We start from the raw sequence: 15,648 nt of genomic DNA on the forward strand, positions 1-15,648 counted from the left end.
TTTATTGTTTAAGATTAAAACTATATAGTCATGATATCTCCTTTAATGGCTTCATTCACCGGAGTTAATGTAATTTCATTATTAATAATGCCCGCCATCAAATTGGTTTGCCCTTCAAGTAATGCCTCTACAGACCTTACCCCCATTCTACTTGCCAATACCCTATCAAAACAAGATGGCGCTCCTCCTCTTTGCATATGACCCAGCACGCACACCCTGACATCATAAATAGGCAGGTTGGTCTCTACGTAGTCTTTAAGTTCGTAAACATTTTTTCCGGTAGTTCTATCTCCTTCTGCAACTACAACAATACTTGAAGATTTGCCCCGTGCCTTGCTACGCTTTAGAGAGTCTAAAAGTCGTTCCAAACCCAAATCTTCTTCAGGGATAAGGATTTCCTCAGCACCGGCCCCAACACCACAATTAAGAGCAATATGACCCACATCTCTACCCATAACCTCCACAAAGAAAAGTCTGTGATGCGAACTTGCCGTATCCCTTATTTTATCGATTGCTTCTACTACAGTATTCAGCGCCGTATCAAAACCAAGAGTATAATTGGTGCCAAAAATGTCATTATCTATAGTACCGGGAATACCAATAAAAGGCATTTTGTATTCCTCATAAAAAGCTAAAGCACCGGTAAAACTTCCATCACCGCCAATAACCACAAATGCATCAATATTGTTGGAAACTAATTGGTCATAAGCTTTTTTACGCCCTTCTTCCGTCCTAAATTCATCACATCTGGCAGACTTAAGTACAGTTCCTCCTTTGTTAATTATATTATTTACACTTCGGGCATTCAAGGGAATAAAATCCCCTTCGATCATTCCTTCGTATCCCCTGTAAATTCCAATGCAATCTTTCTTTAGAAATGCACATGTTCGTACTACCGCTCGTATAGCTGCGTTCATCCCGGGAGAATCACCTCCTGATGTAAAGACCGCAATTTTATTTATTTCTGAACTCATCTAAAAATTTAGAATGGCAAAATTACTAAACTTATCGCAAAAAAAGAATTCGACAAACCCTTAATTTAACATTTCATGGTCCATATCATACTATAATTCAATTTTTAGCCTTAAGTAGTACAAAACAATATAATTCCTTGTAAATTATAACCCTGTAGAACCCCATCAGACCCACAATTTTTACAACAAAAAGCTTTGTTCGAGAAGAATATAACAAATCGCCCTGAAATAGTTACGTTATCTCTTACATCGGAAAATGTGAAAACCGCGATTTTAACCAGTGTTCGTTCCTAGTCGTTAGTCATAATAAACAATGGCAGCATTTCAAAGTTTTTGTAATAGGGATGCAGTTTCGGACGGTTATAGAACTTATCCACATTGACAAATTTCTTGGATTCCGTAACAACTTCTATTGGTACATGGTCATATCGTCCATTTTTTAAAACTACCATGCGGCCGTCTATTCCTTTCAGTATTAAATCGAGTGCCAAATTACCATAGGCTGTTGGCACAACAGAATCAATAAAATCGGGGTCACCGCAGCGAACCATGTATCCGAGTTTCTGATTGATTACATTAACAGCGTTACCCTTATTATATTTAGGAGATACCTTTTTTAAAGCCAGGGATACCTCATCCCCAATACCTCCAAGTTTTGCATGGCCAAAGGCGTCTTTTTCCATTCCCTCGAATTTCATTTCACCGCCTTCAAATGTTGCCCCTTCTGAAATAAGAACAATGGAATAATTACTGGGATTTTTATTTCTGTCCTCAGTAAGTAATTCAGCAAGCAAATCTATATTGAATGGAACTTCGGGTATCAAACATCTATTAGCCGCACCTGCCAGGGTGGGCAACATGGCTGTAAATCCGGCGTAACGTCCAAATACTTCCAATACCAGGAACCTTTCATGAGATCCGGCTGCGGTACGGAGACTGTTTGTAAGACTTATGGTTCTGGTGACACAGGTACTGAATCCAATGCAATAATCCGTTCCGGGAACGTCATTATCCATCGTTTTTGGAATGGCCATAACTTTAACCCCTTGTTTAAAAAGATGTACGGCATAACTAAGTGTATCGTCACCTCCTATGGCAATTAAATAATCTACTCCCAGCCAATCGAGGTTTTTGATTACCTCCGGGGTAAGATCATTGATATCTTTATTATAAGTGTCTCGCAGGTGTTCAGGAACCGCGAGATTTGAAACATGACTTGCCCTGGTCCTTGAAGTGTGCAAGAAAGTTCCACCTGTTCTTGCTGCTTTGTTCACAACAACCTGCGACAACTCCATAAAGTTATTGCTATTGTCGTGCTTACTGTTTCTTACAATGTCTATTAACCCTCTCCAGCCTCTTCTAAATCCAATTACCCTGTATCCTTCACGTATAGCTCTGAATGTAACCGCCCTAATTGCCGGATTAAGTCCTGGCACATCTCCCCCGCCTGTTAAGATACCTATAGTCCCTTTGGTTTTTTTAATTTTTGCCATAATATATTTTTATTTAATTATCAATTTAAAATCACAACTGAAAAAGGATTGTTAAAGTAGTAAATTATGATGATAATCACATTAACATTTCCCAAAAAAAACCTCTGAAATGGAGGCTAAAAATGGCTTTATCACCGTATCTTTATAGGTAGTTTGAAAACAGTACAATTATGTCATTAAACATTGAGAAAATTTTAGGCAAAGAAGCGAGTTACCTGTTAGATCACAAGTGTAACACGGTAAAAAAAGAACATTTACATCTACCCGGTCCGGATTTTGTGGATCGTGTTATGACCTCATCAGACAGGAACCCTGTCGTATTGCGAAATATGCAGACCCTTTTTAATAATGGACGCATGGGTGGTACAGGATACGTGTCTATTCTGCCCGTAGACCAAGGGATTGAACACACAGCCGGTGCATCGTTTGCACCTAACCCTATTTATTTTGATCCTGAAAAGATTGTGGAACTTGCTATAGAAGGAGGTTGTAACGCCGTAGCATCTACACTCGGGGTCCTTGGATCAGTTGCAAGAAAGTATGCACATAAGATTCCATTTCTTCTAAAATTAAACCATAACGAATTACTTACTTACCCTAATAAGTTTGATCAGATAATGTTTGCCAGCGTTAATCAGGCCTTTGAAATGGGTTGTGTGGCTGTAGGCGCGACAATATATTATGGCTCAGAAGAGAGCACGCGGCAAATTCAGGAAGTTACAGAAGCCTTCGAATATGCGCATGAATTGGGCATGGCAACTGTTCTATGGGCATACCTGCGTAATCCGGGATTTAAAAAAGATGGTAAAGACTATCATGTATCTGCCGATGTAACCGGGCAAGCTAATCATTTAGCTTCTACTATTCAGGCAGATATTGTAAAACAGAAGCAGGCAGAAAATAACGGTGGCTTTAAAGCAATTAATTTTGCCAAAACACATGACAAAGTGTATTCAGAATTATCTTCCGATCATCCAATTGACCTTACGCGCTATCAGGTAGTGAATTGCCTAATGGGCAGGGCCGGATTAATAAACTCCGGGGGATCTTCCGGTGAAAATGATTTGGCTCAGGCCGTCAAAACTGCTGTAATTAATAAACGTGCAGGCGGGATGGGACTAATTTCCGGTAGGAAAGCTTTCCAAAAACCGATGAGTGAGGGTGTTGAACTTCTAAACGCCATTCAAGATGTTTATTTGGATAAAAAAATTACAATTGCTTGATTTTAAATAATTTATATTTTTCTATTTAAATTAAATTTTTAATTTAGTCCTATTGAAAAACGCCCGGGTTTTCCCCGGGCGTTTTAGTATTTACATGATTGAGGAATACGTTTTAAACTGCTCTCTTCATAATTTAGGTACGTTTGTTTTAGGATAGAATTTGATCAAACTATCCCTGCCCATAGTTTCCTGGGGAGCAACAACCGCCTGCGGTACTTCCGGCTCCATTTCCTTCTTACTAAAGATCTTTTGCATCAGTTCCTTAAAACTGTTGAAATCTACTTCATAAGAAATACCTACTCCTTGAGTATAACCTTGCTGTTGTGCTAAGAATTGTTGAATTTCATTCTCGCGATTAAATATTTTCGCCCTTAGTGTCCCTTCTTCATTTAACAACACCTGAACCTCTACATCACCGGCTACTACTGTTTCACTTACCCCACCTACAGGAACACCAAACCTGCCATTGAACAGAACTTTATCGCTAATTTGTGTTGATACTGTTACCCCCAATCTGTTTTCTGTCTCAATATTATTGGGATCAAGATATCCCTGTTCGTATGAAACTCCAAAATCAAACTTATCGTTACTTTCGCTAAGAACCTGATTTAAAAGGCCTGAAGCTGTTTGGATTAAGTTACCCGTTACTGCTTGTTGGTTTATTCCCGAGCCTTCACTCACAAACGTGCCCTGTGCCAGAAGAAAGAAGGCATTTCGCTCTTCAATAGTAGGATCCTGCAAGCGGTATTCCAGTTCTGATTTAACCGTTGAACTTGTCCCCGGAAATTCAATGTTTAAATCAATTGTGGGTCGCTCTAACTGGTCTGTAAGTCTTATTACAACATCTGTTGGAATTCTCCGGCTATAGCCGGCATTATCCAGTAAAGGAGCCGGATTAGCATTCAGAGAATAAACGGCTTCCATATCCAGAATCGCTTCAAGCGGGGCCCCGTCCCATACTATACTCCCACCGGGTTTAACCTTGAATGTTCGATCAATTATACCGCCAAATTTATAATTGTACTCCCCTGTGACAACCACAAAATCCCCAAACATATTGAATTTACCATTGGTGTTAATCTCTATAAATACCAAACCTGCCCCCGTGCCTTTCAAAGCACTGCCGGTTTGCTGATCAACTACAATTTCCACCTCTGCGTCCGGGGTTACGTCCAAATCGAATTTTAATTCCAATCCATCATATTCCTTTAACTGGCGCTGCAAGTCAATACTTTGAATTTTATTTTTGTCTATAAAGGTGATAAAAGAATAATCTCCTACAGAGGTAAGATCTCTAACAGGTATTTTCAAGGATGTCCCTCTGGCCGTGGAGCCTTCAAAGTCAATATTCAATGCTGTGGAAGGACCAAATATTCTTCCAATTCCGGTTACAAAACCGGTTCCATAATAAAGTATTTCCTCTTCAAATTCCTTGTTTAGTATTAAAAACCGATCCTGATCAGTTGCAATATCTAAATCAAAGTTCCATTTCTTAAAAAATTGATGCTGAATAGTACCATCCAAATTAGAATTTGTATTGTAGACGACGTCAGTTAATCCTATATTCTGAAAATCGAAAGTCTGTTCATATAAACGCACGGTCGAATTTGCCCCAAAATCATAATCAACATTTAGATAGGGAACAGATATACCTGCATTATTCATAGTTAAAAGACCGTCTATATCGGGATTCCTGATATCCCCCTTTATCTGGGCATTGCCATTAAGCTTTCCCCTAATATTGGATACGATATTCTTACCCAGTGGACTAAACGGTTGCATATTGAAATTACTGAAGGTAGCTACCAGATCTGCCTGGGGTATTTCCTGATCCCAGGTAAACTTGCCAAATACCCCAAATTTTTCCAATCCGTTTTCCTTTATTTGCGAGTTTACAGAAAATTCAGAAAGGTCGCGATTACCCACAATACCAATATTAAGGTCTCCCAGGTCTATACCATTTATTCCAAATTCAGCTATATCCAAATTACAGACGGGGAGGTATACATTGTCTTTCTGGAGAACATTCAGCGTACCATTAATCTCGCCTTTGAGCTTCAAGCTATCAATTGCGGGGGCAATTTTATTTAGTGAGACAAGTTTAAATTGAAGTTCCAGGTCTTTATAGGTAGAATCTGCCAGTTGGCCCCTTAGCCGTATTTGCTCCCTGTTATCGTTATTCATCACCACCTCTTGAATGATAATGCTATCCAGGGTGCTATTTACAATTACCTTGTTTTTTGAATTGCTTTCGCGGTTAAGAACCCATGTATTTCCTTTAAAACTGACGTCGGACTTCTTTAATCCAATAACAGATTTGTTATCCTGATTAAAGGTGTGATAAAAATTTAAGTTGTAGCTGTCATCATATTCACTGCCACCCTTAAATTCTGTCCTGAAAAACAGGGTGTCATTCAGGGTGGTATTTATCAGGCTAAAATCCTTAACATCATAATACCGGGTTGAAACATCTTTAACAGATAAATAGGTGTTAAAAAGTGGGTTCTTATTGTCAATTTTAACATCAATACTATCCAATTCATTGCCATAGGCAGATAGATAAGGAGATTTAAAATTCAGCTTAAAATCTCCCTCATCGGCTACTATATCTCCCCTAATAAATGTATTAGGCCCAAAAGCCACCTCAGGAAAGAAAACCTCCACTATTTTATTGTAAATTTTAAAATTAAATGTTAGTTCTTGTCCTTCTGAAATCTCAAATGGTTTGTAGTTGGTATAAATACTGCCAATAGAATTTCGGACTAATTTCCCTAACTCTCTGACCTTAAATTTACCCTTCATATAACCGGTAATAATATCAGGGGAATTAATTTCTATTGTTCTTGTGGAGTCTTCTGTAAAGTTGGATACTATTTTAAAATCTTCAAAGTAGTAGGTACTATTTTTATTCTGATAACTCGTTTTAGTAAATTTTATATCTCCTTCAATACTTTGAAAGGAACTACCTGTGATATCCATAGTTACATCCCCCTTAAATACAGAGACACTATCATTAATGAAATTTAAGGTTTTTAAATCCGCGTATTCCACCGCTGCTTTAAAATTAAAACTACTTTTATCCGCACTGAAATCTGCAAGTCCTTCAAATCGAAATTTTATATTCTCATCATTACTAATCAGGGAACCATCGAACAACTGGTCTTTGAGAATCCCTGAAACGTTGAGGTCTTTATAATCATAATTATTAAAATTAATGGAATACACCCGACCTAAAACTTCCGTATTCAGATTCTTGCTCACAAAGCCTTTCCCTTCAACATTTACATCAACCGTTGTTTTACCTAAATTTTTATTCTCTACAAAACGTCCTAAATCAAAATCAATTAAGGATACAAAGCCTTTATAAGTAGCATTGTCAATATTTTTAATATCCGTCAAAGCAAGATCTACATAACTGCTGCCAATAGCAGTATTTAAATTGGCCTGTGTAGCAATTGACGTTTCAGTAATAAAGGCATCACCCCGAACCGTAAACTGTCCCAATCTCCGGAACGTAGAGGGAAGAGATTTTCCTAAAATTTTCGGTAATAAAGACCTTAATTCGTAATAGCTCGTAGTAATATTTTTTATATCTGCATTTAGTTCAAACGGGGTCTCTTTTGTGAATATATTTTTGAAATTAAAATCCCCTCTAATCCCAGTATTATCTGATTGCAAAAACAATTGTTCCACATTCAAATCATTTAAAACTCCACTGACATTTGCTGAAAAATTTACCAATTTTTCCGAACCAAACTGATCATACAATTGATTTATCTCATCCAGGGCTACGGTCGATTCGACAAAATTGCCGTTCAAATTTACTTTATCAATGAATTCTACCAGGTCCTCCCTTTTGTAATTGAATTCCAAATTACCAACAATGTTAGATTTGGGGGTTTGAATTTGTAAAGAATCAAATCGCATTTGCTGCTTTGTATATTTGAATCTTGTGGCAAGCTTTTTAAGGTCAATGCCCAGCTTGCTTTTTAGTGATAATTCATTGATAATCGCAGTCACCTCGGGTCCTAGAATTTGAAAATCATCAGCTTCAATATTAAGGTTCGTGAAATTTAAAACTTCAACCTTATCCTTATTCATATCTGTTAACCTGAAAGTACTATTCCTGATTTCTACATCGGCAGAAGACAAAAAAAATGGCGGCTTATCCGGGTCACGTGGTTTTTTATCATCCAATTTGTCTACAAAAACACCCAGATTATTATCATTTTCGCCTTTATAGGTTTTTAAATTAAAAAGCAATCCATCTATGTCTATATCTCCAAACTGTAGTGTGCCTTTAACAATATTTCTCACACTTAAAATAGACGTTGATAACTCCTTGATATATATCAGCGTATCTTGTTTATAGTCTTCAACATAAACGTCCTTTAAGGCAGTATCCCAGGAAATCAGAGAAATCCTTATCCTGTCGACATTAATATTAGTTCCAAATTCACTGTTTATAGTATCCGTTGCATAACGCCCCAGTTTAGTCTGAACCGCGGGCAGAGAAAGAATAATAGTTCCTATAACGCATATCAGCAAGACGACTAAAAGCGTTCTAACGAGTATTTTTCTCAGTTTTTTGATAGGGCGAATATGTTTTACCTTTGTGCCACCAATTTTTGTTCCAAACCATGACGGATAAACAAAATATTTATATCCTTGCTATTGAATCCTCCTGTGATGATACTTCGGCAGCTGTCATGCATAATGACAAGAGGCTTAGTAACGTGGTAGCTACACAAAAAATTCACGAGGCTTATGGTGGTGTTGTTCCGGAACTTGCATCAAGAGCACACCAGCAAAATATAATTCCGGTTGTTCACCAAGCCTTAGCTAACGCAAATATCGACAAAAAACTAGTATCTGCCATAGCATTTACACGCGGACCTGGCCTATTAGGTTCTTTGCTAGTTGGGACTTCATTTGCCAAATCTCTGGCTTTAGGCCTGGATGTGCCGCTAATTGAGGTAAATCACATGCAGGCTCACATTTTAGCTCATTTTATAAATGAGGATGACAAAAGAACACCCCCTTTCCCATTTTTAGCATTAACCATAAGCGGAGGACACACTCAGATCGTTTTGGTTAAGGATTATTTCGATATGGAAATCCTTGGAGAAACCCTTGATGATGCGGTTGGGGAAGCCTTTGATAAAAGCGCAAAAATGCTGGGCCTGCCTTATCCCGGAGGTCCTTTAATTGATAAATATGCCGCCAGCGGTAACGCAGATGCTTTTCCTTTTCCAAAACCTAAGGTGAAGGATTTGAATTTTAGTTTCAGCGGGTTAAAAACCAGCATCCTATATTTTATACAACGAGAAACCAAAAAAAACCCAAGTTTTGTTGAACAAAATTTGAATGACATTTGTGCTTCTATTCAGTTCACTATTGTAAGTATTTTAATGGACAAGCTAAAAAAAGCGGCCAAACAAACCGGGATAAAGCACATTGCCATAGGTGGTGGAGTTTCTGCCAATTCGGGAATCCGAAAAGCATTAAATGATGCAGAAACGACCTTCGGATGGACCACATATATCCCCAGGTTTGAATACTGTACCGATAATGCTGCAATGATTGGCATTGTAGGCTATTTAAAGTATCTTAATGGCAATTTTAGTGATCAACGTATTGCTGCCAAGGCAAGGTATGTAATTTAATGGCACGCTATTTACCAGATCCCTTTATGAACACGCAAAACCGAAACCCTAATATTCAATACATATAAAAACACAGCAAAAATCATAAGTTTTAATATGCAACTTTTCTATAACCCTTTACTCGACAATAACAGCAATCAATTTTCCTTCAACAAGGAAGAAAGCAAACATATCATTAAAGTCTTGCGAAAAAAAGTAGGCGACGATCTTCAAATCACAAATGGAAAAGGTCTGTTATTCACTGCTGAAATAGTTGTTGCAGATATAGCCATGTGCAGAGCAAGAATTATTTCTAAACAAAAAAAACACCCAAAGATGCACAGGCTCCACATTGCTGTTGCGCCTACCAAAAATACAGACCGATTTGAGTGGTTTCTTGAAAAGGCCACGGAAATTGGCGTTCATGAAATTACACCTATTCTCTGCGACCATTCTGAACGCAGAATATTAAAAATGAACAGGCTTCAAAAAGTGGTACAGTCCGCTATGAAACAATCACTTCGCACCTATTTGCCCAAATTAAATGAGCCAATCCCATTTTTGGAATTTGTATCCAGGGAGCATAAAGAACTTCTCTTTATTGCACATTGCCGGGATGAAGAAAAACTGGATTTAAAACGCTGTATTGCCGCCGATAAAGATGTGACTATTTTAATTGGTCCGGAAGGAGACTTTTCCCAAAAGGAAATAAAAGAAGCTTATCAGCATGGTTTTTTGTCAATATCCTTAGGTGAAGCTCGTCTAAGAACCGAAACGGCGGCCATTGTATCCTGTACAGCCGTTGCATTAATAAATAGTGGTTCATAACCCCCCGAAAAACAGGTTTAAAATTAACTATTCTGTTCTTTTTATTGGCTATTGCCTGATCGCATATATTATTGCCGTCAATAAGTATTTTGTAAAGTATCTTATTAATGGTCATTTAAGTATCTTTAGGCCTGTAAGATGCGACACAATTCTATGAAAATACTGCTGATAATTTTTACTCTTTTGTGGACACTCCATAGTGATTCACAGGAAATCGCGATTTTGAAGTACAATGGCGGAGGTGACTGGTATGCGAATCCAACTGCTTTGCCTAACCTCATCAGGTTTTGTAATGAAAATATAGATACTGAAATTGAACTTACTCCAAAAACGGTGGAAGCCGGAAGTAAACTAATTTTTCAGTACCCATATCTACATATGACAGGGCATGGAAATGTTTTTTTTACAGAAGAAGATGCAGAAAATCTTAGGATGTATCTTCTATCAGGCGGTTTTCTCCATATTGATGACAATTATGGGATGGAGCCCTATTTGCGAAAGGAACTCAGAAAAGTTTTCCCCGAGAAGCAGCTCGAAGAGATAGGGAATGATCACGTTATTTTTTCGCAACAATTTGAATTTCCACAAGGGTTGCCTAAAATTCATGAACACGATGGCAAAAGGCCTCAGGCTTTAGGTATTTTTCATGAAAACAGGTTGGTTTTACTCTTTACCTATGAGGCCGACCTCGGCGATGGTTGGGAAGACCCGGAAGTCCATAATGATCCGGAACCTATACGGCTTAAAGCACTAAAAATGGGTGCAAATATTATTCACTACGCATTTAAAAATTAAGTTATGAATTCAAGGATGATCTCTGATGGAATACTAAGGGCTGTAGGAATTATTACGGCAATTGTGCTAGTTGGCTATTTTCTTTATAAAATCAATACATTACTGATTTACATTACAATAGCCCTTGTTATTTCACTCTTAGGAAGACCTATTGTTATATTCCTTAGAACGAGGTTAAAAATGAATAATACGCTTGCAGTAATAGTAACAATGGTATCTCTTTTAGGCGTGCTAATTGGAATTATTTTATTGTTCATCCCCTTGTTAATAAACCAGGGGCAAAATCTTTCTCTGCTGAATATTGAAGCCCTGCAACAGAATCTCGAAAACCTTTACAATGAGGTTACCACGTATTTTGGAATTACCACAGTTGATCTTAAATTGCAACTTCAAGAATCCAAACTATTTTCCAAGATTAATTTTGGGGTTATTCCAGAATTATTAAACACGGTCGTCAGTCTTTTAGGGAGTATCAGTATTGGACTATTTTCAGTATTATTTATAGCTTTCTTCTACTTAAAGGACAGCAAACTATTACAGGATAGTTTAATGGCACTTGTTCCTGATGAAAAAGAACCCAAACTTAAAAAATCGATATTTACTATAAAACATCTCTTGTCGCGCTACTTTGGTGGCCTGGTTCTGCAAATTAGCATCCTTTTCGGCATCTACACCGCAGTTCTGTTAATTTTTGGAATTGAAAACCCCGTGGTCATAGCTTTCCTTTGCGCTCTTTTAAACCTCATCCCATACATCGGACCAGTTATTAGTGCATTTTTAATGGCTATGCTCACAATGACCAGTAACTTAGGCGCAGATTTCAGCACTGTAGTTCTGCCCAAAACTATTTATGTGATGATAGGTTTTGCAATAGGGCAGCTTGTAGATAATTTTTTCTCTCAACCATTTATTTTTTCCAATAGTGTTAAATCACACCCGCTTGAAATATTCCTTGTCATTATTATTGGCGGACTTCTGTTTGGAATCGCGGGAATGGTCATTGCAGTGCCGGGATACACGGTAATAAAAGTGATATTAAAGGAGTTTTTCGCCGATAATAAGATTGTAAAGTCTTTGACTAAAAATTTATAGTTTTACTTTGAATAAAAACATTTTAAATACTGGTGTACAGACTTTTATAAAAAATAATTTAAATACTGACATCATGTCAGTTGTGCTTGGGAAGACTGAATTTGACCATATTTCTTCAAAAGAGCTTGCTCAGCAGTTAGAAAGTAAAAAAAAGTGTGCTTTTAAACTCCCTACCTGGTTTCATTCCGAAAATATATTCTATCCTCCAAAGTTAAATATTGAACAATCCTCTTCAGAAAAAACAGCCTCGTATAAAGCATCTTTAGTAAATGGTGAATCGCTCCTTGATCTCACCGGAGGTTTTGGTGTGGATAGTTATTTCTTTGGTAAGAAAATAGCAGATGTTACCATGTGTGAAATTAATCCGGAATTATCCGAAATTGCCGCGCATAATCTGAAAGTTCTGCAAGCACATAATATCAAAGTTTTAAATGCCGATGGACTTTACTATCTCAACAGTTCTGATAAAATATTCGATTGGATTTATATAGATCCTTCGAGAAGGGATAAAACCAGTGGAAAAGTATTCAAATTATCAGATTGTTTGCCCGATGTTACAAAGCACCTGGATCTGCTTCTGAAAAAATCAAATTCCATCCTCCTTAAAACCTCACCCTTATTGGATATTAGCAGTGGACTCAAAGACTTAAAGAGTGTTGAGGAGATACATATAATTGCAGTGAATAATGAAGTAAAAGAATTGCTGTGGATTATTAGAAGCGGCAATCAGCAAGAACCTATCCTAAAAACCATTAATATTAAAAACAGCAGTCATGAACTCTTTAGTTTTAAACGTTCTGAAGAAGCTAAGGTACGCTCAAGCTTCGCAGAACCCTTAAACTACTTATATGAGCCCAATGCGGCCATTTTAAAAGCCGGTGCTTTTAAAACTATAGGCGATCAATCAGATTTAAAGAAGTTACATGAACATACCCATTTGTATACCTCCATAAGCAAGGTAAGCTTCCCGGGAAGAGTTTTTAAAATTTTCTCTACACATCCCTACAATAAAAAAACCATGGCGGATCTTAATATTAAAAAGGCAAATATTACGATTCGAAATTTTCCCTTAAAGGTCGCTGATATTAGAAAGAAACACAAAATAAAGGAAGGCGGAGAACTCTATTTATTCTTTGTTAAAGATCTTCTCAATAACCTCCTTTTGCTTCAATGTTATAAAGCATAACAAAGAATTTTTTAGGTATATTTAGATGATGTAACTGTCTATTTATAACCATTAATCAATAATTCATGCAATCCGGAACATTCAATATTAACAGGAGAAACTTCCTCAAAGGAGCTACTGCGGCGGCCATCCTATCATCTTTTGGAACATATGGGTTTGAACTTATGTACAGGGATAAGCCATGGCGTGTTGGACTTATTGGTGCCGGGTGGTATGGAACCAGCGATCTCTTTAAACTTATTCAGGTTACTAATGTTGAAGTCATCTCCATCTGTGATGTTGACAGTAATTTTACAGCCGATGTGGCTAATCTGGTATCACAGCGACAAAAATCCGGCAAAAAGCCCAAAACATATTCCGATTACCGGGAAATGCTCGCAAAAGAAGGGTTGGAAATCGTATTAATTGGTTCCCCGGACCATTGGCATGCACTTCAATGCATTGATGCCCTGAAGGCAGGCGCCCATGTTTATGTTCAAAAGCCGATAAGTGTAGACGTAATTGAGGGAGAGGCCATGGTAGCCGCTGCCCGTAAATATAACAGGGTGGTCCAGGTAGGAACTCAGCGAAAGAGCACACCTCATCTTATTCATGCAAAACAAAATATAGTGGATACAGGGATGCTTGGGAAAATATCACATGTTGAAATGTGCTGTTATTTCCATATGCGTGCCAATGGAAATCCGCCTCTACAGGCAGTCCCGGATTTTCTGGACTATGAAATGTGGACCGGGCCTGCACCTCTTAGACCATATGATGGATTGCCTCACAAAAGATGGTGGCGGACTTTCATGGAATACGGCAATGGCATCATGGGTGATATGTGCGTTCATATGCTGGATACCGTTAGATGGATGCTAAATCTGGACTGGCCTAACCGAATAAGTTCAACGGGTGGAATTTATGTTCAAAAGGACGGTAAATCAAATATTTCAGACACTCAATCCGCAATTTTTGAATACGACAACCTCAACTGTATTTGGCAGCATAGAAGCTGGGGGGCACCGGACGATCCTGAATACCCATGGTCATTTAAATTATTTGGCGAAAAGGGAACCCTTACAGGTAGTACTATGCAATATGATTTTGTACCCTATGGTGATGGCAAACCATTGCATATGGATGTTGTGTATGAAAAGGAGAAATACCCGGAAGATTTGACTGAAAAAGATATTGAACTAAATGCGGCACCGGCAACAAGGATACATATGCTCGATTTTCTGGCCGCTATTGATCAGGGGACCAAACCAATTTCAGATATACAGGAAGGGCACATTTCAACAGCAAGTTGTATCCTGGCCAATTTATCTATGGAAGTTCAAAGACCATTGATTTATGACCCTGAAAATCTGCTAATCGTAAATGATGAGGAAGCAACAAAACTTTTGCAACGATCTTATAGAAGCCCGTGGGAACACCCTCATCCAAATCAGTTTATCTGAAGATAACCAATTCTAAAATTGGAGTGTCCATTCATACAAATGTTGAGTCCACCTGCTGAGACCGGGGTTTTTTGTAGCTAGAGAAAAACCATGCCCGCCTTTCGGGTAAATATGAAGTTCTGCCGATACCTTTTTTTGGTTTAGAGCCTTATAGAACAAAAGACTGTTCTCAGGTGGTACCACACTGTCGTCAGACGCATGGAATAGTATTGTTGGCGGGGTATTCTCTGATACCTGAAGTTCATTTGAAAAGTACAGCATGCTTTCATCTTTCGGTTTATCTCCTAAAAGAGCGTTTTTAGAACCACTATGGGCTGATAAAGCAGTAAATGAAATAACCGGATAAACCAAAGCCATGAAATCAGGCCGGGCACTCAATAAATCTGCACCATCGACATATTTATAAACCTCATCATCAAAATGAGTTCCAAGGGTGGAAGCCAGGTGTCCGCCCGCAGAAAATCCAATAACCCCTATCTTTTCATTATGAATGTTCCAGGTTTTCGCCATATAACGCACAAGCCTTATGGCCCTTTGTGCATCCTGTAAAGGAACATATTGATTATTTTCCAGGGAACCTGAAACAGGTAACCTGTACTTAACCACTATTCCGGCAATTCCTTTTGAATTCAAAAATTTGGCAATATCACTCCCTTCCCAATCATATGCCAGTATTTGGTATCCGCCACCGGGAAAAATTAACATCGCCTTACCATTACTATTGGCTTCAGACGGCAAATACACCTCAATTTGTGGGAATTGCACATAACTTATTCTTTGGATAGCCCCCTCCTCCACTATTTCTTCTTCATCAGATTCAATGCGGTTCGGAACCGCATTTGAGGGCCAAAGCGGCAATATGGTATCCTGCGCAAAAAGATCATTCCCAAGAAGAAATGCGAGTATAATTAAAAATGTTATCCTAACTCCCAGCCTTGATTTTATTCGCTTCGCCATTTTTGAAATTTAT

The 15,648-nt window shown here is 38.1% G+C and carries 11 protein-coding genes; 7 read left to right on the forward strand and 4 right to left on the reverse strand.

Annotation, left to right across the window (positions count from 1 at the left end):
* Positions 1-20: 20 nt before the first annotated feature.
* Entirely contained in the window at positions 21-974 is a 954-nt protein-coding gene (pfkA, locus tag Q0X77_RS09810) for a 6-phosphofructokinase (protein ID WP_297796681.1), read from the reverse strand.
* Between the two features lie 290 nt (positions 975-1,264).
* Positions 1,265-2,467: an ATP-dependent 6-phosphofructokinase gene (locus Q0X77_RS09815; RefSeq protein ID WP_297796684.1), complete on the reverse strand. Its 1,203-nt coding sequence runs from the start codon at positions 2,465-2,467 to the stop codon at positions 1,265-1,267.
* A gap of 170 nt (positions 2,468-2,637) precedes the next feature.
* On the opposite strand from Q0X77_RS09815, the gene Q0X77_RS09820 reads away from it, so the two are divergent.
* Entirely contained in the window at positions 2,638-3,690 is a 1,053-nt protein-coding gene (locus Q0X77_RS09820; RefSeq protein WP_297796687.1) for a class I fructose-bisphosphate aldolase, read from the forward strand.
* A 126-nt stretch (positions 3,691-3,816) separates the two neighbouring features.
* Here Q0X77_RS09820 and Q0X77_RS09825 read toward each other — a convergent pair whose 3' ends face one another.
* Positions 3,817-8,238 (reverse strand): translocation/assembly module TamB domain-containing protein, encoded by a 4,422-nt coding sequence (locus Q0X77_RS09825; RefSeq protein ID WP_297796690.1) that lies wholly within the window; start codon positions 8,236-8,238, stop codon positions 3,817-3,819.
* Between the two features lie 92 nt (positions 8,239-8,330).
* On the opposite strand from Q0X77_RS09825, the gene tsaD reads away from it, so the two are divergent.
* The 6 genes from tsaD (at position 8,331) to Q0X77_RS09855 (ending at position 14,678) form a co-directional block, all read left to right on the forward strand.
* Positions 8,331-9,356: a tRNA (adenosine(37)-N6)-threonylcarbamoyltransferase complex transferase subunit TsaD gene (gene tsaD / locus Q0X77_RS09830; RefSeq protein ID WP_297796693.1), complete on the forward strand. Its 1,026-nt coding sequence runs from the start codon at positions 8,331-8,333 to the stop codon at positions 9,354-9,356.
* A 96-nt stretch (positions 9,357-9,452) separates the two neighbouring features.
* The gene (locus Q0X77_RS09835) at positions 9,453-10,163 is read left to right on the forward strand and encodes a 16S rRNA (uracil(1498)-N(3))-methyltransferase (protein ID WP_297796695.1); all 711 of its coding nucleotides are present in this window, start codon (positions 9,453-9,455) and stop codon (positions 10,161-10,163) included.
* Between the two features lie 153 nt (positions 10,164-10,316).
* Positions 10,317-10,958, forward strand: coding sequence for a DUF4159 domain-containing protein (locus Q0X77_RS09840; protein WP_297796698.1), 642 nt, complete (start codon positions 10,317-10,319; stop codon positions 10,956-10,958).
* A 3-nt stretch (positions 10,959-10,961) separates the two neighbouring features.
* Positions 10,962-12,050 (forward strand): AI-2E family transporter, encoded by a 1,089-nt coding sequence (locus Q0X77_RS09845; protein WP_297796701.1) that lies wholly within the window; start codon positions 10,962-10,964, stop codon positions 12,048-12,050.
* A gap of 73 nt (positions 12,051-12,123) precedes the next feature.
* Positions 12,124-13,236 (forward strand): class I SAM-dependent methyltransferase, encoded by a 1,113-nt coding sequence (locus tag Q0X77_RS09850; protein WP_366939204.1) that lies wholly within the window; start codon positions 12,124-12,126, stop codon positions 13,234-13,236.
* A gap of 65 nt (positions 13,237-13,301) precedes the next feature.
* The gene (locus Q0X77_RS09855; RefSeq protein WP_297796707.1) at positions 13,302-14,678 is read left to right on the forward strand and encodes a Gfo/Idh/MocA family oxidoreductase; all 1,377 of its coding nucleotides are present in this window, start codon (positions 13,302-13,304) and stop codon (positions 14,676-14,678) included.
* A 12-nt stretch (positions 14,679-14,690) separates the two neighbouring features.
* On the opposite strand, the gene Q0X77_RS09860 is transcribed toward Q0X77_RS09855, so the two are convergent.
* Positions 14,691-15,635: an alpha/beta hydrolase gene (locus Q0X77_RS09860; protein ID WP_297796710.1), complete on the reverse strand. Its 945-nt coding sequence runs from the start codon at positions 15,633-15,635 to the stop codon at positions 14,691-14,693.
* Positions 15,636-15,648 lie beyond the last annotated feature (13 nt).

It is taken from the genome of uncultured Eudoraea sp. (assembly GCF_947258925.1).
Taxonomy (GTDB): Bacteria; Bacteroidota; Bacteroidia; order Flavobacteriales; family Flavobacteriaceae; genus Eudoraea.

What these genes read in the sequence shown, in the direction of transcription:
- pfkA (WP_297796681.1), bottom strand. Translation starts at nt 974, where the DNA reads ATGAGTTCAGAAATAAATAAAATTGCGGTCTTTACATCAGGAGGTGAT.
- Q0X77_RS09815 (WP_297796684.1), bottom strand. Translation starts at nt 2,467, where the DNA reads ATGGCAAAAATTAAAAAAACCAAAGGGACTATAGGTATCTTAACAGGC.
- Q0X77_RS09820 (WP_297796687.1), top strand. Translation starts at nt 2,638, where the DNA reads ATGTCATTAAACATTGAGAAAATTTTAGGCAAAGAAGCGAGTTACCTG.
- tsaD (WP_297796693.1), top strand. Translation starts at nt 8,331, where the DNA reads ATGACGGATAAACAAAATATTTATATCCTTGCTATTGAATCCTCCTGT.
- Q0X77_RS09835 (WP_297796695.1), top strand. Translation starts at nt 9,453, where the DNA reads ATGCAACTTTTCTATAACCCTTTACTCGACAATAACAGCAATCAATTT.
- Q0X77_RS09840 (WP_297796698.1), top strand. Translation starts at nt 10,317, where the DNA reads ATGAAAATACTGCTGATAATTTTTACTCTTTTGTGGACACTCCATAGT.
- Q0X77_RS09845 (WP_297796701.1), top strand. Translation starts at nt 10,962, where the DNA reads ATGAATTCAAGGATGATCTCTGATGGAATACTAAGGGCTGTAGGAATT.
- Q0X77_RS09850 (WP_366939204.1), top strand. Translation starts at nt 12,124, where the DNA reads ATGTCAGTTGTGCTTGGGAAGACTGAATTTGACCATATTTCTTCAAAA.
- Q0X77_RS09855 (WP_297796707.1), top strand. Translation starts at nt 13,302, where the DNA reads ATGCAATCCGGAACATTCAATATTAACAGGAGAAACTTCCTCAAAGGA.
- Q0X77_RS09860 (WP_297796710.1), bottom strand. Translation starts at nt 15,635, where the DNA reads ATGGCGAAGCGAATAAAATCAAGGCTGGGAGTTAGGATAACATTTTTA.